The organism is Ensifer sp. LC384, assembly GCF_001695865.1.
Lineage (GTDB): Bacteria > Pseudomonadota > Alphaproteobacteria > Rhizobiales > Rhizobiaceae > Ensifer.
Window position 1 is genome coordinate 79,995 of the sequence record NZ_MBST01000034.1, and the last position, 20,955, is coordinate 100,949.

Here is a 20,955-nt window from a genome sequence, read left to right on the forward strand (position 1 = left end):
GCGTGGACGATCAAAGAGCAATACAGGCAACTGCACCTGCCCGCAAATGCCCAGCTGCCGCATCGCGGCATTCGGTTGGACCGGACGGGCGAAGAGCACTTTTGTGCAAGACGCTTGTCGTTGCTGACGCTAGGATCGACGCATGCACACGATTTCGCAGGAACAGGCCATCGATGCCATGCCGCTGGAAGGCGCGGAGCGGACCCGATTCTGGCGGGATCCCCGGTTCGATGGCATGGAATGCCTGACAGCCACCTTCATCACGCACGAGTTTGCGCCGCACGCGCACGACACTTTCAGCATCGGCGCGATCGAGGCCGGCTCGCAGATCAGCAAGATCAGGGGCAAACGGTCGCAAGCAGGCCCCGGCGACTTCTACCTCATCAATCCCGACGAGATCCACGATGGTCACCCCGGCGGCAGCGGCTACCGCTATCGCATGGTCTATCCCAGCACCGAACTGCTGGTGAACATCCTTGAGGATGTCACCGGGCGACCGTTCAAGGGGACGCCGTCCTTTTCCAGGCGCATGCTGCGTGATCCGGATCTGGCCCAGTCCTTCTATCACGCGCACAAGGCGCTGGAGCATGCGACCGGCGCGCTCGAAGCCGAGGAACGCATGTTCGGTGTGCTGGCCACCATGTTCGAGCGGCACGGCAGCACGATCATCGTGCCGGTCGAAACGAAGGAACACTCGGCGGTGCAGCGGGCGCGCGATTATCTGACAGAGAACTACGCGCAGGACATCGGCCTGGAGGAACTGGCGAGGGTTGCGGGCCTCAGCCGGGCTCATCTGATCCGGGCCTTCCGGCGGCAATTTCACATCACGCCGCATGCCTTCCTGACCGACAAGCGCGTGCGGGCGGCAAAGACGCTGCTGCGGCACGGCTGGTCGGCCGTCGATACGGCCTATCAATGCGGTTTTGCCGATCAGGCGCATTTCAGCCGGCACTTCAAGGCCAGAACCGGCGTCACGCCCGGCGCCTTCCGCGCCGGTTGATCACTTTCGTTCAATACGCCGTGCCCAGCTGGGCTTAGATGTGGGCCGTTCGTTATCGACCGGGAGGCAGGAACATTGAGCGACACGGAATTGATCCGGGATTTTCGAGCTGGGGCCATGGCGATGGCGCCTCTGATCGTGGCGGTCATGCCGATCGGGCTCGTCTTCGGCGCCGTTGCCGCCGGCAAGGGGCTTTCGGGCGCGGAGGTGACGTTGATGAGTGCGCTGGTTTTCGCAGGCGGCTCGCAATTCGTCGCCATGGACATCTGGACGCATCCGGCTTCCTGGGCGGCGCTCGCCTTCTCCGCCTTGCTCGTCAATGTCAGGCATGTGCTGATGAGTGCGTCGCTCGGAGCCAAGCTTCAAGGGTTCTCCGGACCGGCGAAATACGCCTCGATGCTGCTGCTTGCCGATGAGATATGGGCGATGGCGGAGATGCGCGCGAAAGAGGGCAAGCTGACGCCGGCCTGGTTCGCAGGCATCGCGGTGCCCTTCTATCTCGTCTGGGTGACGACAAGCCTTGCCGGCGCCTTGCTGGGCGCCTTCCTTGGTGATCCGAAGGTGACGGGGCTCGACTTCGCCTTTCCGGCGGTTTTCATCGTTCTGGTGATGGGCTTCTGGAAGGGCCGCGGGACCGGAGCGGTGCTGGCCGCAAGTGCCGCGGCCGCCGTGCTGACGCATCAGCTTCTGCCGGGTGTCTGGTACATCGCTGCAGGCGCTGCCGCTGGGGTTGTCGTTGCGCTTCTTGCCGGCCGCAGCCAGGAGGCGCACGCATGACGGTCGATCCAAACACGCTTCTCGCCATCGCCGCGATGGCAATCGCGACCATTGCCACCCGCATGGGTGGGCTGGTGCTCATTCGGTTCGTGACGATCGGAGAGACGCAGCGGCGAGCCCTGGAGGCGATCCCGCCGGCCGTGTTGATGGCAGTGATCGCGCCGACGGCTTTGGTCACCGGGCCGGCGGAAACGATCGCCGCGGTGATAACAGCCCTCGTCGCCATGCGTTTGCCGTTGCTCGCCGCAGTCGCCGCCGGCGTTGTGACCGTGGCAATCCTCAGAATGCTGCTGGGGGCGTAAAGACGCCCCCGGACTTTCTCAGTGTTCTTCGTATTGGGTGAACGACGGGTCGGCCAGATCGGTAAAGCGGGTGAATTCCGACTGGAAGGCGAGCTTGACGGTGCCGGTCGGTCCGTGACGCTGCTTGGCGATGATCACATCGGCCGTGCCCTTTACCTGCTCCATCTTCATCTTCCACTCGTCATACTTCGGATCGAACTCGTCGCGGGGCTCGAGGTTCTTCACATAGTATTCCTCACGGAACACGAAGAGCACGACGTCGGCGTCCTGCTCGATCGAGCCCGATTCACGAAGGTCGGAAAGCTGAGGGCGCTTGTCTTCGCGGCTTTCCACCTGACGGGAGAGCTGCGACAGCGCGATGATCGGCACGTTCAGTTCCTTGCCGAGCGCCTTCAGGCCGGTGGTAATCTGGGTGATTTCCTGCACGCGGTTGTCGCTCGACTTGCCCGAGCCGGTCATCAGCTGAATATAGTCGACGACCAGGCAATCGAGGCCGCGCTGGCGCTTGAGGCGGCGCGCACGGGCTGAAAGCTGGGCAATCGAGATGCCACCGGTCTGGTCGATGAACAGCGGCACTTTCTGCATCATCTGTGAGCAGGCGACCAGCTTTTCGAAGTCGGCTTCGGAGATGTCGCCGCGGCGGATCTTCGAGGAGGAGACTTCGGTCTGCTCGGAAATGATACGCGTGGCGAGCTGCTCGGACGACATTTCGAGCGAGTAGAAGCCGACGACGCCGCCATTCTTGGCCTTGAACGAACCGTCCGCCTGAACCTCCGGGTCGTAGGCGGCCGCGATGTTGTAGGCGATGTTGGTGGCAAGCGAGGTCTTGCCCATGCCGGGGCGTCCCGCAAGCACGATCAAGTCCGAGCGCTGCAGGCCGCCCATGCGGGCGTCGAGCGACAGGATGCCGGTCGAAATGCCGGACAGGCTGCCGTCGCGTTCGAACGCGGCGCCAGCCATGTCGATGGCAAGCGCCACCGCGTCGTTGAAGGACTGGAAGCCGCCGTCGTAGCGGCCGGTTTCGGCGAGTTCGAACAGGCGCCGTTCTGCATCCTCGATCTGGCCCTGCGGCGGCATGTCGAGCGGTGCGTCAAAGGCGATGTTGACCATGTCCTCGCCGATTGTGATCAGCGAACGGCGCAGCGCCAGGTCGTAGATTGCACGGCCGTAGTCTTCCGCGTTGATGATCGAGACGGCGCCGGCGGCAAGGCGCGCGAGATATTGTGCGACCGTCAGGTCGCCGACCTTTTCATCGGCTTTCAGAAAGGTCTTGATCGTCACCGGGTTGGCGGTCTTGCCCATGCGGATGATGTCGCCGGCAACCTCGTAGATGCGGCGATGCAGGGGTTCAAACAGGTGGACCGGCTTCAGGAAGTCCGAGACTCGATAGAAAGCGTCGTTGTTGACGAGGATAGCGCCAAGCAGCGCCTGTTCGGCTTCAAGGTTGTTCGGCGCCTCGCGGTAGTGCTGGTCCGACTGGTCCTTGCCGATAGGGGCGAGCTTTCGCGCTGCGTCGTTCATGGTCGTTCGTCTCTGCCTTTTCTGGTGTGCACCCGGTTTGATGTCTGCGTCTTTGCGGGTCAAGTGCAGCAGTGCCACAGTCGCTGGCCATGTGGCACGGCCCATTGCCTTTGCCCGTTGTTCGACTGATCCACAGGCTGACGCCGCGAAAGCGCGAAAAATAACGTCCGCATGCAAAACGACATTGACGCTGCGAATCGCTGCGACCCGCGGTTGCGGCAATTCTAGCGCCGTTTGCCGCCCCGCTCAAAACTGCGTCTTGAAAATTTCCACCGGATAGATTAGGTAGGAACAAAATAATTAGCATGCTACTAATATGGAAAAGGTACTATGTATCAGCCCATCGTCAATCGCGAATTGTTCGACGCCCTGTCGATGGTCAATCGCAAGCTGCGGGCTGTCTTCGATGCCCGCGTAAAGGAGCGCGGCCTGACCTTGGCGCGGGCGAGGGCGCTGTTTGCCCTGACCAAGAAGGACGGCTTGAACCAGCGCGAACTGGCCGACGAACTCGACATCGAAACGCCGACGATCGTCCGGCTGCTGGATGGCATGGAAAAGCAGGGTTTCATCGAGCGTCGGGTCGAGGTGTCGGACCGCAGGGCCAAACAGATCCACATGACCGAGCTTGGACGAACCATTGCCGACGAGATCCTGAAGCTTGCCGATGAGATCCGGGCAGAAGTGCTGCAGGGCGTCGACGCCGAGGAAGTCGCGGCCGCCCTGAAGGTCGTTCGCACCATCGCCGACAACGTCCAATCGCTCGCGAAGGAATGATGTCGATGAGTGCCGCCGCAAGCGCTGCAGCAAACGACAACAGGACCGCCCTTGTCGAAGACGAGGCCGAGGTGCCCGCAGACGAGCCCGCACAACGCCAGGCGGCGACGGCGCCCGCGCCGCAGTCGATGAGCGCTGCCAGGTCGGCGACCTACGTGGTCTGCTCGGCGTTGCTGTTCCTGACCCAGGGGCTCGGCATGAACCTGGCGCTGGCCAATCTCACGCAGCTTCAGGGCTCGCTTTCTGCGACCTCTACGGAGGCAGCCTGGCTCTCGGCCGCCTATATGGCGCCGAATGTCTCGCTCTCGATCGCGCTCGTCAAAATCCGCGCGCAATACGGACTGCGCCGGTTTGCCGAAATCGGTATCGTCGGCTTCGTGATCGTTTCGTTGATGAACCTCTTCGTTTCCGATCTGCAGTCGGCGATCGTCGTTCGCTTCATCAGCGGCATCGCGGCGGCTCCGATGTCGACGCTCGGTTTTCTCTATATGCTGGAGGCCTTCCCGCCGGCGCGCAAGCTGACGGTCGGGCTTGCCCTGGCGCTGACATGCACGACCATCTCGGCGCCGATCACCCGGCTGATTTCGCCGAAGCTGATCGAGTACGGCCAATGGCATGGGCTCTATACGCTCGAGATGGCTCTGGCGCTGATGGCGCTGCCGATCATCTACCTGCTGCCGCTGACGCCGGTGCCGCACGCCAAGGTGATCCAGCGCACCGATATCCTGAACTACCTGCTGGTGGCTGTCGGCTTTGGCTGCATCGCCATCGTGCTGACCATGGGCCGGCTCTACTGGTGGTTCGAGGCGCCGTGGCTGGGCGTGCTTCTGGCCGTCGCGATCGTGGCCTTGACCAGCGTGGTGCTGATCGAGCTCAATCGCGAACTGCCGCTGATCGACGTTCGCTGGCTCGCCTCCAGGGAGATTCTGCACTTTACCGCCGTGCTGCTGGTCTTTCGCCTGGTCGCTTCCGAGCAGTCGGCGATCGCGGCAAACTTCTATCAGTTGCTTGGACTTCAGTTCGAGCAGGTCGCGACGCTTTATTGGATCATTCTTGGCGCATCGATCGCTGGCGGCACCCTGTGCGCCGCGCTGATGAAGCCGGATCACGCCGAGTTCGTGCATGTTCTGGCGCTCAGCCTCTTGGCGGGCGGTGCCTATATCGACAGCCAGGCGACCAATCTGACGCGACCCGAGCAGATGTATATCAGCCAGGCCATGATCGCCGCCGGAACCGCCCTGTTCCTGCCGCCTGCCATGGCCAGCGGCTTCAAGGCGGCGCTGATGAAGGGGCCGAGCTACATTCTCAACTTCATCGTCATCTTTCTCTTTACCCAGAGCATCGGTGGCCTAATCGGCACCGCGGCCTTCGGCAGCTTCGTCACCCTGCGTGAGAAGTTTCACTCCAATGTTCTGTCCGAGCAGATCGTGATGTCCAACCCGCTCATCGCCCAGCGCATCAGCCAACTGGCGGCAAGCTATGGCGGGGTGATCGGCGACAGGGCCTTGCTGAACGGCGAGGGCGTCGCGCTGCTGGGGCAGCAGGTGACCCGCGAGGCGAACATTCTCGCCTACAATGATGCCTTTCTGCTGGCGTCAGTCATCGCCCTTTGCGCGCTCGCCGGCCTGCTGGCGCATATCCTTTACAAGCGGATTGCGGCGCGCATGGCGCCTCCCGCAACCGCCTTATCCTCTTGACGAACAGAGTTGATGACCATGCTGAAATTCTTGCGCTCACCGACCACGATCATCGTGTTGCTCGCCGGCCTCTTGGGCCTGACCCTGGTTCTCTATGCCTGGCGACTGCCGCCGTTCCACAGTTCCGTGGAGATGACGGAAAACGCCTATGTCAGGGGTTACCTGACGATCATGAGCCCGCAGCTCTCCGGGTATGTCGCCGAGGTTCCGGTGCACGACTACGAGGAGGTCAAGGCCGGGCAGTTGCTCGTCAGGATCGACGACCGCATCTACGCCCAGAAGCTGGCCCAGGCGGAGGCGACACTTGCCGCCCAGAAGGCGTCGCTCGCCAATTCGCGTCAGCAGGAATTGTCCGCCAAGGCGGGCATTGCTGCCAGTGAAGCGCAGCTGGACAGTGCAAAGGCGGCGTTCAACAGGGCCAGTGCTTCCTGGGACAGGATCCGGCCGCTGGCGGAAAAGGGCATCGCGACGCGCAGCGAAGCCGATCAGTCGCGCGCAGCATTCGAGCAGGCAGAAGCCGCCGTCAGCCAGGCCGAGGCGGGGTTGGAGGTTTCGCGCCAGGCACTGGCCACCACGCTTGGCGCGCGCGCCGGTCTGCAGGCAGCCGTTGCCGGCGCCGAGGCTGCCGTCGAACTGGCGCGGATCGATCTGGAGAACACCCGTATCGTCGCTCCCCGCGATGGCAAGCTCGGCGAGATCGGGGCGCGCCTCGGCCAATACGTCACTGCCGGCTCGCAATTGCTCTTCGTCGTGCCGCATGAAGTTTGGGTGCTGGCGAACTTCAAGGAAACGCAGCTCGACGGCATGAAGGCCGGGCAGCCGGTGACCATTTCGGTCGACGCACTGCAAAAGGGCATGTTGACCGGGCACATCGAGCGCCTCTCGCCGGCCGCCGGCTCCGAGTTCAGCATCATCCGCCCTGATAACGCCACCGGCAATTTCACCAAGGTCGCCCAGCGCGTCGGCGTCCGGATCGCCGTCGATCCCGGCCAGCCGCTTGCAGATCTGTTGTCGCCCGGTCTGTCGGTCGTCGTGCGTGTGGATAAGGATGCCGCGCCGGTGGCAGAGCTTGCCCACAGCTGAAGCCAAGGCGATGGCAAAGAAAAAGCCCGGATCGCGTGATCCGGGCTTTCGCATTCAGAATGGTCAGTAAGGCTTATTCTTCTTCGCCTTCGAATTCGGCTTCCGGGTTGAAGAAGTCTTCCGGCTTCAGGGCGTCTTCGTCAACGCCGTAGATGGCGTCGGCCGAGGTCAGGCTCTCGCCCTTCGACTGGCGCTCAGCTTCTTCAGCCGAACGGGCAACGTTGACTTCAACTGCGATTTCGACTTCCGAATGCAGGTGCAGCGTGACGTTGTGCAGGCCGATCGACTTGATCGGGTGGTTCAGGTCGACCTGGTTGCGGCCAATGTTGAAGCCTTCGGCAGCCAGGACGTCGATGATGTCGCGAGCGGCAACCGAACCGTAGAGCTGGCCGGTTTCGCCAGCCGAACGCACGATGATGAAGGACTTGCCGTCGAGCTTCTCGGCAACCTTCTGGGCTTCCGACTTGCGCTCGAGGTTACGGGCTTCGAGCGTCGAGCGCTCAGCTTCGAAACGGGCCTTGTTGGCAGCGTTGGCGCGCAGTGCCTTGCCGAGCGGCAGCAGGTAGTTGCGTGCGAAGCCGTCGCGAACCTTTACGGTTTCGCCCATCTGGCCGAGCTTTGCGATGCGTTCGAGAAGAATGACTTGCATGTTCGTTTCCTTTCAGAGTTCAGGTTTCGTTGGTCAGTTTTTTTCCACCGGCGTGACCGCGATGGTGCGTCGCGTATCTGTCAGGCCCGTGAGAAGGAAGAAGATTGCCGGGATCGTGAACACGAGCACCGACAGGTATGCGATCCACAGAACGGGAAGCCGCCAGGACTTGCCGCGCGTGCGGAAATGGAAAGATGCGAAGCCGGCGAGCAGGAAGCCTGCACCGAAGGTTCCACAGACCAGCGCGCCGATGGTGGCCGGGGCGCCGCCCACAAAGGTCAGGACCAGGCCGCCGAGAAAGATGAAGATCGCGTTGCGGTGCATGCGCAGCGTCGAGGGAATGTCCTCGCGCGGACGCAGCGACCGGCCCGACATCTGCACGATGCGGGTGGCGACATAATAGGCGGAAAACAGCATCACCACCCAGACGGCACCCTGGACGAGGGGAAGTGCGAGCGTGAAGATCGACTTGATCTGGGCAATTGCTGCGGCGTCCGGGTTGTAGAGTGGCTCCTGTGCCTTCACCGCCTGGATGACGATGTCGACCATGCGGTCGGACACATCAGAATCATATCCGACGATGAAGCCGACGATGATCATGCCCGCGGTCACCAGACCGGCGAGGTGGCTGAGAATGTCGGAAAGCGGGTACCAGGCAAGCGCCCCGTCCGGGCCGCCGAGCTCGGTGGCCGGGCGTGCCAGATTGGCGAGATGGCTGAGCCAGCCGGCGGGGATCAGCGTCACGACGAGGATCAGCAGCGCGAAATAGGGCGAGACCAGACCGGCAGCAGTGATGCCTGCGCTGGCGATAGCGGTAATTGCGGCCGCATTGCCCCAGCCGAGGCCGGCAATGAGAATGGGGAGCGCCGAAGCGGCATAGAGAACGATCGCAAGCGACGACTGCGTATTCGCGCCCATCGATAGGAGGGCAGCGGTAAAGCCGGCGAGAACGCCGGTCAGCAGCGATGTCTTGTTCAAGTTCTTCACGTTCGCTGTCCTGCTTCGTGCAGTTAGGGGATGGCTAGGGCCAGCCCCAACATGGGATTTCTGCGTGTTTCCACGCCAGTTCCGATCCGCGCCCAACGCGGAAGGGAGAGGGCAAGGCGATCACGTAAAGAGCGCGCCTTGCCCCAGAGTCGGTTTCCGTTGAGTCAGGCGACCAATGGAAGGTCAGCCGTTGTTACGAAACGACGTAGGGCAGCAGGCCGAGGAAGCGGGCGCGCTTGATCGCCTGGGCGAGTTCGCGCTGCTTCTTCTGGGAAACGGCCGTGATGCGGGAAGGAACGATCTTGCCGCGCTCGGAAATGTAGCGCTGCAGAAGACGGATGTCCTTGTAGTCGATCCGCGGAGCGTTTGCGCCCGAGAAGGGGCAGGTCTTGCGGCGACGGTGGAACGGGCGACGAACCGGAGCGGAAGAAACTTCAGCCATTGTCTTTAATCTCCTAAAGCTTCTTGATTACGCGCGGTCTTCGCGCGGACGACGCGGGCGGTCTTCGCGGTCGCCACGGTCCGGACGCGGACCACGGTCGCCGAAGCCACGCTCCGGACGGTCGCCATCGCGGCGCGGACGGTCGTCGCGGTCGCGCTTCTGCATCATCGCAGACGGGCCTTCTTCGTGCTTCTCGACGGCGATCGTCATGTAGCGCAGGACGTCTTCGTTGATGCGCATCTGGCGCTCGATTTCGTGGACAGCAGCTGCCGGAGCATCGATGTCCATGAGAACGTAGTGAGCCTTGCGGTTCTTCTTGATGCGGTAGGTGAGGGACTTGAGGCCCCAGTTCTCGACGCGACCGACCTTGCCGCCGTTTGCTTCGAGCACGCCCTTGTACTGCTCGACGAGACCGTCGACCTGCTGCGGCGTGATGTCCTGGCGGGCCAGGAATACGTGTTCATAAAGAGCCATTGTGGCTTACCTTTCTTGCGTTAATCAGCCCGGACATCGGCGGCTAAGCCTCAACGACTGTTCTTAGTGGCTGACAGGCAGCCGGCAAGAAAGTGTTGTATCGAGACGGTCGAGAGCGGAGACACGGGAGGCCGGAAAGACTTGCAATCCTAACGGCTCCCCTCGAGGAAGCCGGCCCTCCGTTCAGCCACCAGCCAGAAGACCGGGCATTTCGAACAGCGCGCTTATACGCATTTTTCAGCGGAAGGCAAGGCTTGCACGGTGTTTTTGCCCCGCTTTGCCTTCTAGGTGCCTCCTTTGCCCTTCTTCCACTTGCGCAAGCGTCCGTGGGCATTGGCATAGGGAGAGGCGGTGTTGAACTGGATCATCCGGCCAAGCGGCCATTTGCCGTACCACGCCTGCCCGTAGAGGGTCTGGTCGTCACGCGCCTCGATCAGGGTGATCAATGCCGCCTTGCTGGCGGCGAGGCGCGACAGGCGTTCCGCAGGCGGCAGCGCTCGGCAGTCGCTATAGAATTTCTGCGCGAGCCGGCCGAGTTCGTTCCACTTGTATCCCGTCTCCGGAAAGTCGACCGGCAGACCTTGTTCGTCCCGTTCGATCCATTTGATCACCAGTTCGCCCCAGCCGGTGAGGTAGGCGACGAGGTCGCCGACGCTCATCATCGTGCCCTTGGCGTGTCCATCGAGCGATGCCTCGGCGAATCGCTCCGGCGGAATGCCATCGAGTTCGCGTTCGAGCTTGGCGAACTCCGTCTCGGTGGCGCTGAGCAATTCCGCTTTCGTCCGGGGCACGGCCATTTGCTGTATCGCGCTCAGATCGGCATGGGGTAGAGCCGGTGCAGGCGGCGAATGCCGTTCATGACGTCCTGAGGCAGCGTCATTCCCACGGCGCCAAGATCCGTCTTCAACTGCTCCATCGAGGTTGCGCCGATGATGACGGAGGCCATGAACGGGCGGGCGAGGCAGAAGGCGATCGCCAGCTGTGACGGGTCGATCCGGTGTTCGCGGGCAAGTGCCACGTAACCGGCGACGGCCGGTTCCTGGTGTGGCGTGAAGCGGCCGCCGAGATCGCCGTTGATCGCAAGGCGCGACCCCGCCGGCCTGGCGCCGTCAAGATACTTGCCGGTCAACAGGCCGGCGGCAAGCGGCGAATAGGCGAGCAGCCCGACGTCTTCGTGATGCGAGAGTTCGGCAAGGTCGAGGTCGTAGGCTCGGTAGAGAAGATTGTATTCGTTCTGGATCGAGGCGACACGCGGCAGGTCGTGCCGTTCCGCCATGTCGATCATCTTCATCGTGCCCCAGGCGGTGTCGTTCGAAAGGCCGATCGCGCGGACCTTGCCCGCCTTCACCACTTCGCCGAGTTTTTCGAGCATAGCCTTCAGGTCGGCGGCGACATGGGCCTTGTCCTGCTTGGCGGGCTCATAGGACCAGGCATTGCGGAAATGATAATGGCCGCGGTTCGGCCAATGAATCTGGTAGAGGTCGATGTAATCCGTCTTCAGCCGCTTGAGGCTGGCGTCGACCGCCTCGCCGATGCCTTCCGGGGTGATCGGGCCGCCGTTGCGGATGTAGGGACGGCCGGAGCCGGCGACCTTGGTGGCGACAACGACGTCGTCGCGACGAACCCGCTTCGACAGCCACTCGCCGATGATGCGCTCGGTATTGCCGTAGGTTTCGGCGGAAAGCGGGGTCGTCGGGTAGAGTTCGGCGGTGTCGATGAAGTTCACGCCCTTGTCGAACGCATAGTCGAGTTGTTCGTGCGCCTCGGTCTCGGAGTTCTGGGAGCCCCAGGTCATTGTGCCGAGGCAGATTTCGGAAACCTTGATGCCGGTCCGGCCAAGCGTGTTGTAACGCATGCAGTGATGGTCCTTGTGAAAAGCGAGCCTCGACCCGGGAGGAAAGGGGTGCCCGCGGCAGAATTGGGTGAAGGCCGCAAGCCCAGGGGACGGTCGATCGGGCAGGGCGGCGATGCGCGGCAAACTTACGCCTTGATTGGCGAAGATCAAGGGCAAAAGGCCGTGCGAAGCCCGCAAAGCCGGGCCTGCGCGCTTGACTCGCCGTTCAGGAATGTGAATGGAGAGGAAAACTAGGGAAGGGACAATCCCATGAGTATTGCATTCACGTTCCCGGGCCAGGGCAGCCAGGCTGTCGGCATGGGCAAGGATCTGGCGGACGCGTTTCCGGAAGCAGCGGCAGTGTTTGCCGAAGTCGACGAGGCGCTCGGCGAGAAACTCTCCGAAACCATGTGGAACGGCCCCGAGGAAACGCTGACACTGACGGCCAACGCCCAGCCGGCGCTGATGGCCGTATCGATGGCGGTGATCCGGGTGCTTGAAGCCAAGGGTCTCGACCTCAAGAGCAAGGTCTCGTTCGTTGCCGGTCATTCGCTCGGCGAATACTCGGCGCTCTGTGCCGCCGGAACCTTCTCGATTGCCGACACCGCGCGCCTGCTGCGCATCCGTGGCAACGCAATGCAGGAGGCCGTGCCCGTCGGCAAGGGCGCGATGGCGGCCATCATCGGTCTTGAGCAGGCGGATGTCGATGCCATCTGCCGCGAAGCCTCGGCGCTCGGCTCTTGCCAGATTGCCAATGACAATGGTGGCGGCCAGCTGGTGATCTCCGGCGAGAAGGCGGCTGTCGAAAAGGCCGCCGCACTTGCGTCGGAAAAAGGCGCCAAGCGCGCCCTGATGCTGCCGGTTTCCGCTCCCTTCCATTCGAGCCTGATGGCGCCGGCGGCCGAGGCGATGCGCGAGGCGCTCGCCAAGGTCGAAAAGCACAATCCGTCCGTGCCTGTCGTCGCCAACGTCCTGGCCGCTCCGGTCAGCGACGCGACCGAGATCGCGCGTCTTCTCGTCGAGCAGGTCACCGGCCAGGTTCGCTGGCGCGAGACGGTGGAATGGTTCGCCGCCAACAACGTCGCGACACTTTATGAAGTGGGCTCCGGCAAGGTTCTGACCGGGCTTGCCCGCCGGATCGACAAATCCGTCACCGGCATTACCGTCAACACGCCTGCCGATATCGACACCGCGCTCTCGGCGCTTCTGGCCTGAGTGCTCCAGTTATAAGGAATCAATCCGATGTTCGATCTTTCCGGCCGTAAGGCTCTTGTAACCGGTGCATCCGGTGGTATCGGCGAGGAAATCGCCCGCATGCTGCACGCTCAGGGCGCAATCGTCGGCCTTCACGGCACGCGCGTCGAAAAGCTCGAGGCGCTTGCCAACGAGCTCGGCGAGCGCGTACAGCTGTTCCCGGCCAACCTGTCCGACCGCGCCGAAGTCAAGGCGCTCGGCGAAAAGGCAGAAGCTGAACTGGGCGGCGTCGACATCCTCGTCAACAATGCCGGCATCACCAAGGACGGCCTTTTCGTTCGTATGAGCGACGAGGACTGGGACAATGTTCTGGAGGTCAACCTGACCGCCGTGTTCCGCCTGACCCGCGAGCTGACCCATCCGATGATGCGCCGCCGCTTCGGCCGCATCGTCAACATCACGTCGATCGTCGGCGTCACCGGCAACCCCGGCCAGGCCAACTATTGCGCCTCGAAGGCCGGCATGATCGGCCTTTCGAAATCGCTCGCCCAGGAAATCGCGACCCGCAACGTCACGGTCAACTGCGTCGCGCCCGGCTTCATCGAGAGCGCCATGACCGGCAAGCTGAACGACAAGCAGAAGGAAGGCATCATGGGAGCGATCCCGATGAAGCGCATGGGCACCGGTGCCGAGATTGCGTCGGCCGTCGTCTATCTTGCTTCGAACGAGGCGGGCTACGTGACGGGCCAGACCATTCACGTCAACGGCGGCATGGCGATGATCTGACGGGGTGTCCGGGGCCCGCAGGCCATGCACGCGAAACCGGCGTGATCGTGGCCTTCAATGCTCCGGCATACCACCTGCCAAATGCCTGAAATTCAATGTTGAGCAAGCGATTGTCAGGCATTTTCGCACTTTGCGGCAGACTTAAACCGTGTTAATCGGGCCATGACTGTTAGCAGTCGACCGGCCCCGCCAGGTGTCCGGCAGCCTTGGCTGCCCTGGGTTTGCCGCGGTTCTGGTTGGATGGATTGCCCGTTGGACCGTCTTGGTCTATCAGGCTTATTGAGAGTACCGGTGCCAGAAAGGCGCCCAGAGAAACGAAGGTCGAGGAACTCCGACATGAGCGATATCGCAGAACGCGTAAAGAAAATTGTTATTGATCATCTTGGCGTCGACGCCGAAAAGGTCAGCGAAGGCGCAAGCTTTATCGATGACCTCGGCGCGGACTCGCTCGACACCGTCGAACTGGTCATGGCATTCGAAGAAGAATTCGGCGTCGAAATCCCGGATGATGCCGCGGATTCGATCCTGACTGTCGGCGACGCCGTCAAGTTCATCGAAAAGGCTCAGGCCTGATCCTTTACGGCCAAGCCGTAGACGGGCCGCGTTCAGCGGCCCGTACCAGCCCAGGGGAAGTGGGCTGTCTCGCGCTGAGCGCGGGGTTCTCGATCAGCAATGCGGGACCGCATTTCCCTCTGATCGTTGCAATAAGAACTTAAAATGGATGCACGGATCGGGTTCGTCACGCGTGGTCCGATCCGGCTCTGAAATTGAACAGTCAGGGTGGGTCGCGGACTATGAGACGTGTCGTTATCACCGGTACCGGCATGGTATCTCCCTTGGGTTGCGGAACCGAGGCAACTTGGGCGCGCCTGATCGCAGGCGACAATGCTGCGCGCAAGGTCACGGAATTCGAAGTCGAAGATCTGCCCGCGAAGGTCGCGTGCCGCCTTCCGTTCGGCGACGGCTCGAACAACACGTTCAATGCCGACGACTGGATGGAGCCGAAGGAACAGCGCAAGGTTGATCCTTTCATCGTCTACGCGATGGCGGCTGCCGACATGGCGCTGGCCGACGCCGGCTGGAAGCCCGAAAACGACGAAGACCAGATTGCAACCGGCGTCCTGATCGGCTCGGGCATCGGCGGTCTCGAAGGCATTGTCGAAGGCGGCTACACGCTGCGCGACAAGGGTCCTCGGCGCATTTCGCCCTTCTTCATCCCCGGCCGTCTGATCAACCTTGCCTCGGGTCAGGTTTCGATCCGCCACAAGCTTCGCGGCCCCAATCACTCGGTCGTCACCGCCTGCTCGACCGGCGCACACGCCATCGGCGATGCAAGCCGCCTGATCGCGCTCGGCGATGCCGACGTCATGGTGGCCGGCGGCGCCGAATCGCCGATCTGCCGTATCTCGCTGGCGGGTTTTGCCGCCTGCAAGGCGCTCTCGACGCAGCACAACGATGATCCGCAAAGGGCGTCGCGTCCCTATGATGTCGACCGCGACGGTTTCGTCATGGGCGAGGGCGCCGGCATCGTGATCCTGGAAGAGCTCGAGCACGCCAAGGCGCGCGGCGCGAAGATCTATGCCGAAGTCGTCGGCTACGGCCTTTCCGGCGATGCTTTCCACATCACAGCGCCGTCCGAGAATGGCGACGGTGCCTACCGCTGCATGCAGATGGCGCTGAAGCGCGCCGGCCTGACGGCGGCTGATGTCGACTATATCAACGCCCACGGCACCTCGACGATGGCCGATACGATCGAGCTCGGCGCCGTCGAACGGCTCGTCGGCGAGCATGCCTCGAAGATCTCGATGTCGTCGACCAAATCGGCGATCGGTCACCTGCTGGGTGCTGCCGGCGCGGTGGAAGCGATTTTCTCGGTACTGGCGATCCGCGACAACATCGCACCGCCAACGCTGAACCTCGACAACCCCTCCGTCGAGACCAAGATCGATCTGGTGCCGCATGTTGCGCGCAAGCGCGAGATCAACATCGCGCTGTCGAATTCCTTCGGCTTCGGCGGCACAAACGCTTCGCTGGTTCTGCGCCGCTACACCGGCGTTTGATATTGCCGAGGTTATCAACGGGGCGATGCGCGTCACCGCCCCGTTGATCCTGCTTTTTGCCGCATTGCTCGCTACAAGCATGTAGCAGGAGGACGTGCCGCCTTTCACAGGGATTGGCGCTGCCTGACGGCTATGTTCGCGCAAGGCACATCTGACAGTTTGTTGTATTGCTATTGCCGAGCGCATGTTGGCTGTCTTCGAGCGAAACGCCGTTGACCGGCGGGTGCGCCGAGACCATTTATTCCACTGCCAACCCCAAGGGATGGCTGCGGCTCAAACGTTTTGATTTATACCTGCCACGGTCCAGGCCGAAATTCGCACCGCGGCAGCTAGAATGAGGATGCGAATTTCGGGTTCGGGATAATCGTGAGCGACTCAAACGAGAACGGCGCGGCGCAATTCGGCCGCAGTGACACCGGGAACAACGGGCCGATCATTCCGAAATCGGCCAGCGAAGCCTTGCGGCCGGAGAAGGCGCCGCAGCCGCCGAAGCGTTCGCGCAAGGCGCGCAGCCAGGTCGTGATCTTCCTGAATTTCGTCATGACCGTGATCGTTTTCGTCGCGCTCGCAGCGGCAGGTGCGGTCTATTATGCGATGCACCAGTACGAAAAACCGGGCCCGCTGGAAGCCAACAAGAACTTCATCGTCAGAAGCGGCGCCGGTATCAGCGAGATCGCCAGCGGCCTCGAGCGCGGCAACATCATCACCGATGGCCGCGTCTTCAGGTTCGTCTCCGAGGCTTACCTTGACAACGACACGCTGAAGGCCGGCGAGTACGAGATCAAGGCTGGCTCTTCGATGCAGGAGATCATGCAGCTGTTGAAATCCGGCAAGTCCATTCTCTATTCCGTGTCGCTGCCGGAAGGTCTGACGGTCAAGCAGATGTTCCATCGGCTTGCCGATGACGAGGTTCTCGTCGGCGACCTGCCGCAAGAACCGCCTGCCGAAGGTTCGTTGAAGCCGGACACCTATAAATTTACGCGCGGCACCAAGCGCGTCGAAATCGTCCAGCAGATGGCGGCTGCACAGAAGGCGCTGGTCGAGCAGATCTGGGAAAAGCGCGATCCGAACCTCCCCGTCTCGACCGTCGAGGAGTTCGTGACCCTTGCATCGATCGTGGAGAAGGAAACCGGGCGCGCCGACGAGCGCCCGCGTGTTGCCTCTGTCTTCATCAACCGCCTCGATAAAGGCATGCGCCTGCAGTCGGATCCGACGATCATCTACGGCATTTTCGGCGGTGACGGGAAGCCGGCGGACCGGCCAATCCTGAAATCGGACCTGGACAAGGATACGCCCTACAATACCTACATCATCAAGGGCCTGCCGCCGACGCCGATCGCCAACCCGGGGCGCGCCGCACTGGAAGCCGTTGCCAATCCGTCGCGCACGCCAGAGCTCTACTTCGTTGCCGATGGCACGGGTGGCCACGTCTTTGCCGCGACATTGGATGAACACAACGCCAATGTTCGCCGCTGGCGCAAGGTGGAAGCCGAGAAGGCAGCCGAAGCGGCGAAGGCCGCCCAGGACGCGGCAACGACGGCGCAGCCTCAGTAACAGCCGCCTGCACTGTGGACGGACGAATCACGGCGCGGATATCCCTTGCGGGATGCCGCGCCGTCGCCTTATTGCTTTTTCCAGAAAGCGTAACGGAGGTGAGGATGCCGCTCCAATCAATGACCGGCTTTGCCCGGAGAGAAGGCAGCAGCGGCCGCCATCGCTGGGCCTGGGAACTGCGCTCCGTCAACGGCAAGGGCCTCGATGTCAGGCTTCGCCTGCCGCAAGGCGTTGAACGGTTCGAGCCGGACGTGCGCCGGCTCGCTGCGGAATTTTTCTCTCGTGGAAATCTGCAGATCAGCCTGTCCGTCAGCGGGGTGGAGAGCGCGGTCGAAGCGGTGGTGAACCAGGCTGCGTTGACGGCTGTCTTGAACCTGCGCGAGCAGCTCGGCGACCTCGTGGATCCCGCGCCGCTCAAGTTCGATACGCTGCTGGCGATCCGCGGCATTGTCGACTTCCGCGAGCCCGAGGAAAGCGAGGCGCAACGCGCCGCGCTCGACGACGATATTCTGACGGGTCTCAAGCTCGCTCTGACCGATCTGCGCGAGATGCGCGAGGAGGAGGGAGGGGCACTCTGTCAGATCCTGTTGGCGCAGGTCGACACCATCGAAAAGCTGACGGGAACGGTCGAGGCCGATCCCTCGCGCAGCGCTGCGGCAATTGCTGAAAGGCTGGCGCAGCAGGTGGCACTGGTGATGGGTAACGGCTCGTCGCTCGACCGAGACCGGCTGCATGCCGAAGTGGCACTGCTTGCCACCAAGGCAGACCTGAGAGAAGAGTTGGACAGGCTCGGTTCCCATGTCGTCGCTGCCCGCGATCTGTTGTCAAAGGGCGGGCCGGTTGGCCGAAAGCTCGATTTCCTGGCACAGGAATTTAACCGCGAATCGAATACGATCTGTTCCAAGTCGAACGCCGCTGCGGTATCCGCAGCCGGCATCGAGTTGAAGGTTGTGATCGATCAGTTCCGCGAACAGGTTCAGAATCTGGAGTAACGCATGAAATCGGCGACCCCTTCGCCCGTCAAGATCGCCCGCCGCGGGCTGATGCTCGTCATCTCCTCACCCTCGGGTGCGGGAAAGTCGACGATCGCGCGCAACCTGCTCGAAGCCGATCCCGAGATGAGCATCTCGGTGAGCGTGACCACGCGTCAGCGCCGTCCGAGCGAAATCGATGGACGGCACTATCACTTCAAATCGATTCGCGAGTTCGAAGCGCTGCGGGCGACCGACTCGCTGCTGGAGTGGGCCGAGGTTCACGGCAACTTCTATGGCACCCCGCGCGACGCCGTCGAAGCTGCGATGGCCGCAGGCCGCGACATGCTCTTTGATATCGACTGGCAGGGCGCGCAGCAGCTTCAGGAGAAGATGGCGGGCGACGTCGTCTCGATCTTCATCCTGCCGCCGTCGATGGCCGAGCTGCAATCGCGGCTGCATCGTCGGGCCGAAGACAGCGAGGGAGTCATCGCCACCCGCCTGGCCAATTCGCGCGCTGAAATCGAACATTGGCGCGAATACGACTATATCGTTCTCAACGACGATCTCGATCGTGCCTTCTCGGCGGTGCGCGCGATCGTCGAGGCCGAGCGCCTGCGTCGAGACCGCCGCCCGGGCCTGTTCGAATTCGTCAATGGACTTCTGACGGAAAACCCGTTCTGACGAGAGGGCGTGGCCGGCAATGCCGGCCACCGCCGATAAGCGGTGTTGCCGGTACGCTTGTCGCGCCCGCGAAGCCGTAGCGCCCCTCCGGGCGACATGTCTTAAAGCGCGTCGCGATCCTTCAGATTCGCTTACGACGCTTTACAGGGCCGCGCGTCAAACATGACGCGCTAAGGACGCTGTAACGCTTTAAACTTGCTGCATAATTTATCCTTAAATCGATTCCGATTTAAGGAATTATTCAGTAAGCTCTTGTGTTTTCGCATGTCGCGCAAAACCGCTGCGCACTTTTGCGCGACATGCGTTAGAGGCAGTTTGCCAGCCGGCAGAATTCTTCAACGGAAAGTGTTTCAGCGCGCCGCTGCGGGTCGATATCGGCTTTTGCCAGCAGCGCTTCGCCACCGAGCGGCTTCAAGCTCTGGCGGAGCATCTTGCGGCGCTGACCGAAGGCCGCATGCGTCACTTTCTCCAGCGACGACACCGCGCACGGGATAGGATTGGCCACCGGCTCCAGGTGCACCACTGAGGAGGTCACCTTGGGCGGAGGCGTGAAGGCCTGCGGCGGCACGTCGAAGGCCATGCGGGCGTTCGTTCGCCAGCCGCAGAGGACACCGAGGCGTCCATAGTGATCGTCGTCGGCGTCCGCGACGATCCTCAAGCCCACCTCGCGCTGGAACATCAGTGTCAGCGACTGCCAGAAGGGTGGCCAGGTCTTTGGCAGGAGCCAATTGACGAGAAGCTGCGTGCCGACATTATAGGGTAGGTTGGCGATGATCTTGACGGGGCCGCCACCGCCGATCTCGTCGAAATCGACCTTGAGGGCATCGCCTTCGATGACGTCGAGCCGGTTCGGATAATGATCGGAGATTTCTGCAAGCGCCGGCAGGCAACGCGCGTCCCGTTCGATCGCCACGACCTTCTTAGCACCAAGCGCCAGGATCGCCCGCGTCAGGCCGCCGGGGCCTGGGCCGACTTCGATGACGGTCATATCCTCGAGCGGACCTGCCGTCCGGGCGATCTTCTGGGTGAGGTTGAGGTCGAGCAGGAAGTTCTGCCCAAGCGCCTTCTTGGCGTCGAGGCCATGGCGCTGGATTACATCCCGTAGCGGCGGGAGCCCATCGAGAGCGGCCATCAGACGATAACTCCTGCGGTATTCCTGGAAAGCTGTGCTGCGAGCTTCAGAGCTGCAAACAGGCTCTCGTCCCGGGCGATGCCCTTACCCGCAAGGCTGAAGGCGGTACCATGGTCGGGCGACGTGCGGATGAACGGAAGGCCGAGCGTGACATTGACGCTGTCGTCGAAGCCAAGTGCCTTGGCAGGGATCAGTGCCTGATCGTGGTACATGCAGATCGCCACGTCATAGGTCGAGCGGGCGCGGTCGTGAAACATCGTGTCAGCGGGCAGTGGCCCGGTTGCGTCTATGCCTTCCGCCCGCAGTCTTTCCACCACCGGGCGGATGACGGCATCGTCTTCGGCACCCAGTGCCCCACCTTCGCCTGCATGGGGATTGAGCCCGGCGATTGCCAGCTTCGGCCTGTCGAGGCCGAAGCGCGTGCGAAGATCCGCCGCGGTAATGGTGCAGGTCCGATAGATCAGATCCGCCGTCAATTGCGCGGGCACGTCTTTCAGCGGGATGTGGATGGTCACCGGCACGGCGCGAAGCTTGGGGCCGGCCAGCATCATGACCGGCAACAGGGTCTCGCCGGTGGCCTTCTCCGCGAGATCCGCAAGGTATTCCGTATGGCCCGGGAACCGGAAGCCGGCTTCGTAGAGCACGGCCTTGGCGATCGGGTTGGTGACGAGAGCCGAAGCTTCGCCATCCATGACCAGCTTTACGCCTGTGTCGATCGAGCCCGTTACAGCCGGAGCATTGGCGGAATCCGGCTCGCCGGCGATGACGGGAGAAGGGCAGCGCACCGGCAGAATGGGCAAGGCGTCGGTAAACGTGGAGACGGCAGCTGCGCAGTCGGTCTCGCGGATGGCAACCGTATGCCCGAGCAATGCTGCCCGCGCCGCAAGAACTGTAGGGTCGCCGATGAAAATGAACGGCGGTGTCGAGCGTTCGCGGCGACCAAGCCAGGTGGTCAGACTAAGGTCCAGTCCGATCCCGGCTGGATCGCCCATGGTCAGGGCGAGGGGCCCGCCGGTTGTGTCACGCATTTTTGC

22 protein-coding genes are annotated in these 20,955 nt (G+C 62.4%); 13 read left to right on the forward strand and 9 right to left on the reverse strand.

The genetic code is table 11. The features are described from left to right. Nucleotides 1–142: 142 nt before the first annotated feature. The 3 genes from BC363_RS22390 to BC363_RS22400 all read left to right on the forward strand — a co-directional run bounded on the left by BC363_RS22390 (nucleotide 143) and on the right by BC363_RS22400 (nucleotide 2,079). Entirely contained in the window at nucleotides 143–1,000 is an 858-nt protein-coding gene (locus BC363_RS22390) for an AraC family transcriptional regulator (RefSeq protein ID WP_065787260.1), read from the forward strand. Between the two features lie 123 nt (nucleotides 1,001–1,123). Continuing rightward, a complete protein-coding gene (locus BC363_RS22395; protein WP_065787351.1) occupies nucleotides 1,124–1,777 on the forward strand; it encodes an AzlC family ABC transporter permease in 654 nt (217 codons plus the stop codon). Continuing rightward, on the forward strand, nucleotides 1,774–2,079 hold the full coding sequence (locus tag BC363_RS22400) for an AzlD domain-containing protein (protein WP_065787259.1): 306 nt from the start codon (nucleotides 1,774–1,776) through the stop codon (nucleotides 2,077–2,079). The genes BC363_RS22395 and BC363_RS22400 overlap by 4 nt, the downstream gene beginning before the upstream one ends. Nucleotides 2,080–2,097: 18 nt before the next feature. Here the strand turns inward: BC363_RS22400 and BC363_RS22405 are convergent, their stop codons facing one another. Beyond that, nucleotides 2,098–3,600, reverse strand: coding sequence for a replicative DNA helicase (locus BC363_RS22405; RefSeq protein ID WP_025426442.1), 1,503 nt, complete (start codon nucleotides 3,598–3,600; stop codon nucleotides 2,098–2,100). Between the two features lie 330 nt (nucleotides 3,601–3,930). On the opposite strand from BC363_RS22405, the gene BC363_RS22410 reads away from it, so the two are divergent. The 3 genes from BC363_RS22410 (at nucleotide 3,931) to BC363_RS22420 (ending at nucleotide 7,154) form a co-directional block, all read left to right on the forward strand. Continuing rightward, on the forward strand, nucleotides 3,931–4,374 hold the full coding sequence (locus tag BC363_RS22410) for a MarR family transcriptional regulator (RefSeq protein ID WP_065787258.1): 444 nt from the start codon (nucleotides 3,931–3,933) through the stop codon (nucleotides 4,372–4,374). Nucleotides 4,375–4,502: 128 nt separating this feature from the next. Then, on the forward strand, nucleotides 4,503–6,071 hold the full coding sequence (locus BC363_RS22415) for an MFS transporter (RefSeq protein WP_141690406.1): 1,569 nt from the start codon (nucleotides 4,503–4,505) through the stop codon (nucleotides 6,069–6,071). Nucleotides 6,072–6,089: 18 nt separating this feature from the next. Next, the gene (locus BC363_RS22420) at nucleotides 6,090–7,154 is read left to right on the forward strand and encodes an HlyD family secretion protein (RefSeq protein ID WP_065787349.1); all 1,065 of its coding nucleotides are present in this window, start codon (nucleotides 6,090–6,092) and stop codon (nucleotides 7,152–7,154) included. 73 nt (nucleotides 7,155–7,227) lie between these two features. Here BC363_RS22420 and rplI read toward each other — a convergent pair whose 3' ends face one another. The 6 genes from rplI to BC363_RS22450 form a co-directional block, all read right to left on the reverse strand. Continuing rightward, nucleotides 7,228–7,803 carry a 50S ribosomal protein L9 gene (rplI, locus tag BC363_RS22425; RefSeq protein WP_065787257.1) on the reverse strand — a complete coding sequence of 192 codons (576 nt, stop codon included), beginning with the start codon at nucleotides 7,801–7,803 and terminating at the stop codon, nucleotides 7,228–7,230. A gap of 33 nt (nucleotides 7,804–7,836) precedes the next feature. Continuing rightward, nucleotides 7,837–8,790: a DUF2232 domain-containing protein gene (locus BC363_RS22430; RefSeq protein WP_065787256.1), complete on the reverse strand. Its 954-nt coding sequence runs from the start codon at nucleotides 8,788–8,790 to the stop codon at nucleotides 7,837–7,839. A 193-nt stretch (nucleotides 8,791–8,983) separates the two neighbouring features. Continuing rightward, on the reverse strand, nucleotides 8,984–9,232 hold the full coding sequence (rpsR, locus tag BC363_RS22435; RefSeq protein WP_025426448.1) for a 30S ribosomal protein S18: 249 nt from the start codon (nucleotides 9,230–9,232) through the stop codon (nucleotides 8,984–8,986). 27 nt (nucleotides 9,233–9,259) lie between these two features. Beyond that, the gene (gene rpsF / locus BC363_RS22440; RefSeq protein ID WP_025426449.1) at nucleotides 9,260–9,706 is read right to left on the reverse strand and encodes a 30S ribosomal protein S6; all 447 of its coding nucleotides are present in this window, start codon (nucleotides 9,704–9,706) and stop codon (nucleotides 9,260–9,262) included. A 284-nt stretch (nucleotides 9,707–9,990) separates the two neighbouring features. Further along, nucleotides 9,991–10,503, reverse strand: coding sequence for a ClbS/DfsB family four-helix bundle protein (locus BC363_RS22445; protein WP_065787255.1), 513 nt, complete (start codon nucleotides 10,501–10,503; stop codon nucleotides 9,991–9,993). A gap of 14 nt (nucleotides 10,504–10,517) precedes the next feature. Then, complete coding sequence (locus BC363_RS22450) at nucleotides 10,518–11,561, reverse strand: aldo/keto reductase (RefSeq protein ID WP_065787254.1); 1,044 nt, start codon at nucleotides 11,559–11,561, stop codon at nucleotides 10,518–10,520. A 249-nt stretch (nucleotides 11,562–11,810) separates the two neighbouring features. Between BC363_RS22450 and fabD the strand changes: the two genes are divergently transcribed. The 7 genes from fabD (at nucleotide 11,811) to gmk (ending at nucleotide 18,789) form a co-directional block, all read left to right on the forward strand. Next, nucleotides 11,811–12,755, forward strand: a complete 945-nt coding sequence (gene fabD, locus BC363_RS22455) for an ACP S-malonyltransferase (protein ID WP_065787253.1) — start codon at nucleotides 11,811–11,813, stop codon at nucleotides 12,753–12,755. Nucleotides 12,756–12,782: 27 nt separating this feature from the next. Beyond that, the gene (gene fabG / locus BC363_RS22460; RefSeq protein WP_065787252.1) at nucleotides 12,783–13,520 is read left to right on the forward strand and encodes a 3-oxoacyl-[acyl-carrier-protein] reductase; all 738 of its coding nucleotides are present in this window, start codon (nucleotides 12,783–12,785) and stop codon (nucleotides 13,518–13,520) included. Nucleotides 13,521–13,856: 336 nt separating this feature from the next. Further along, complete coding sequence (locus tag BC363_RS22465) at nucleotides 13,857–14,093, forward strand: acyl carrier protein (protein WP_003531676.1); 237 nt, start codon at nucleotides 13,857–13,859, stop codon at nucleotides 14,091–14,093. 221 nt (nucleotides 14,094–14,314) lie between these two features. Further along, nucleotides 14,315–15,580 carry a beta-ketoacyl-ACP synthase II gene (gene fabF, locus BC363_RS22470; protein WP_065787251.1) on the forward strand — a complete coding sequence of 422 codons (1,266 nt, stop codon included), beginning with the start codon at nucleotides 14,315–14,317 and terminating at the stop codon, nucleotides 15,578–15,580. 366 nt (nucleotides 15,581–15,946) lie between these two features. Beyond that, the gene (gene mltG, locus BC363_RS22475; protein ID WP_065787250.1) at nucleotides 15,947–17,134 is read left to right on the forward strand and encodes an endolytic transglycosylase MltG; all 1,188 of its coding nucleotides are present in this window, start codon (nucleotides 15,947–15,949) and stop codon (nucleotides 17,132–17,134) included. Nucleotides 17,135–17,238: 104 nt separating this feature from the next. After that, entirely contained in the window at nucleotides 17,239–18,126 is an 888-nt protein-coding gene (locus BC363_RS22480; RefSeq protein ID WP_065787249.1) for a YicC/YloC family endoribonuclease, read from the forward strand. 3 nt (nucleotides 18,127–18,129) lie between these two features. Further along, nucleotides 18,130–18,789: a guanylate kinase gene (gene gmk, locus BC363_RS22485; protein WP_065787248.1), complete on the forward strand. Its 660-nt coding sequence runs from the start codon at nucleotides 18,130–18,132 to the stop codon at nucleotides 18,787–18,789. A gap of 304 nt (nucleotides 18,790–19,093) precedes the next feature. On the opposite strand, the gene rsmA is transcribed toward gmk, so the two are convergent. Together rsmA and pdxA are read right to left on the reverse strand one after the other, a co-directional pair. Then, nucleotides 19,094–19,921, reverse strand: a complete 828-nt coding sequence (rsmA, locus tag BC363_RS22490) for a 16S rRNA (adenine(1518)-N(6)/adenine(1519)-N(6))-dimethyltransferase RsmA (RefSeq protein WP_065787247.1) — start codon at nucleotides 19,919–19,921, stop codon at nucleotides 19,094–19,096. Further along, on the reverse strand, nucleotides 19,921–20,949 hold the full coding sequence (gene pdxA / locus BC363_RS22495) for a 4-hydroxythreonine-4-phosphate dehydrogenase PdxA (RefSeq protein WP_065787246.1): 1,029 nt from the start codon (nucleotides 20,947–20,949) through the stop codon (nucleotides 19,921–19,923). Before pdxA ends, rsmA begins: the two co-directional genes overlap by 1 nt. Nucleotides 20,950–20,955: the final 6 nt, after the last annotated feature.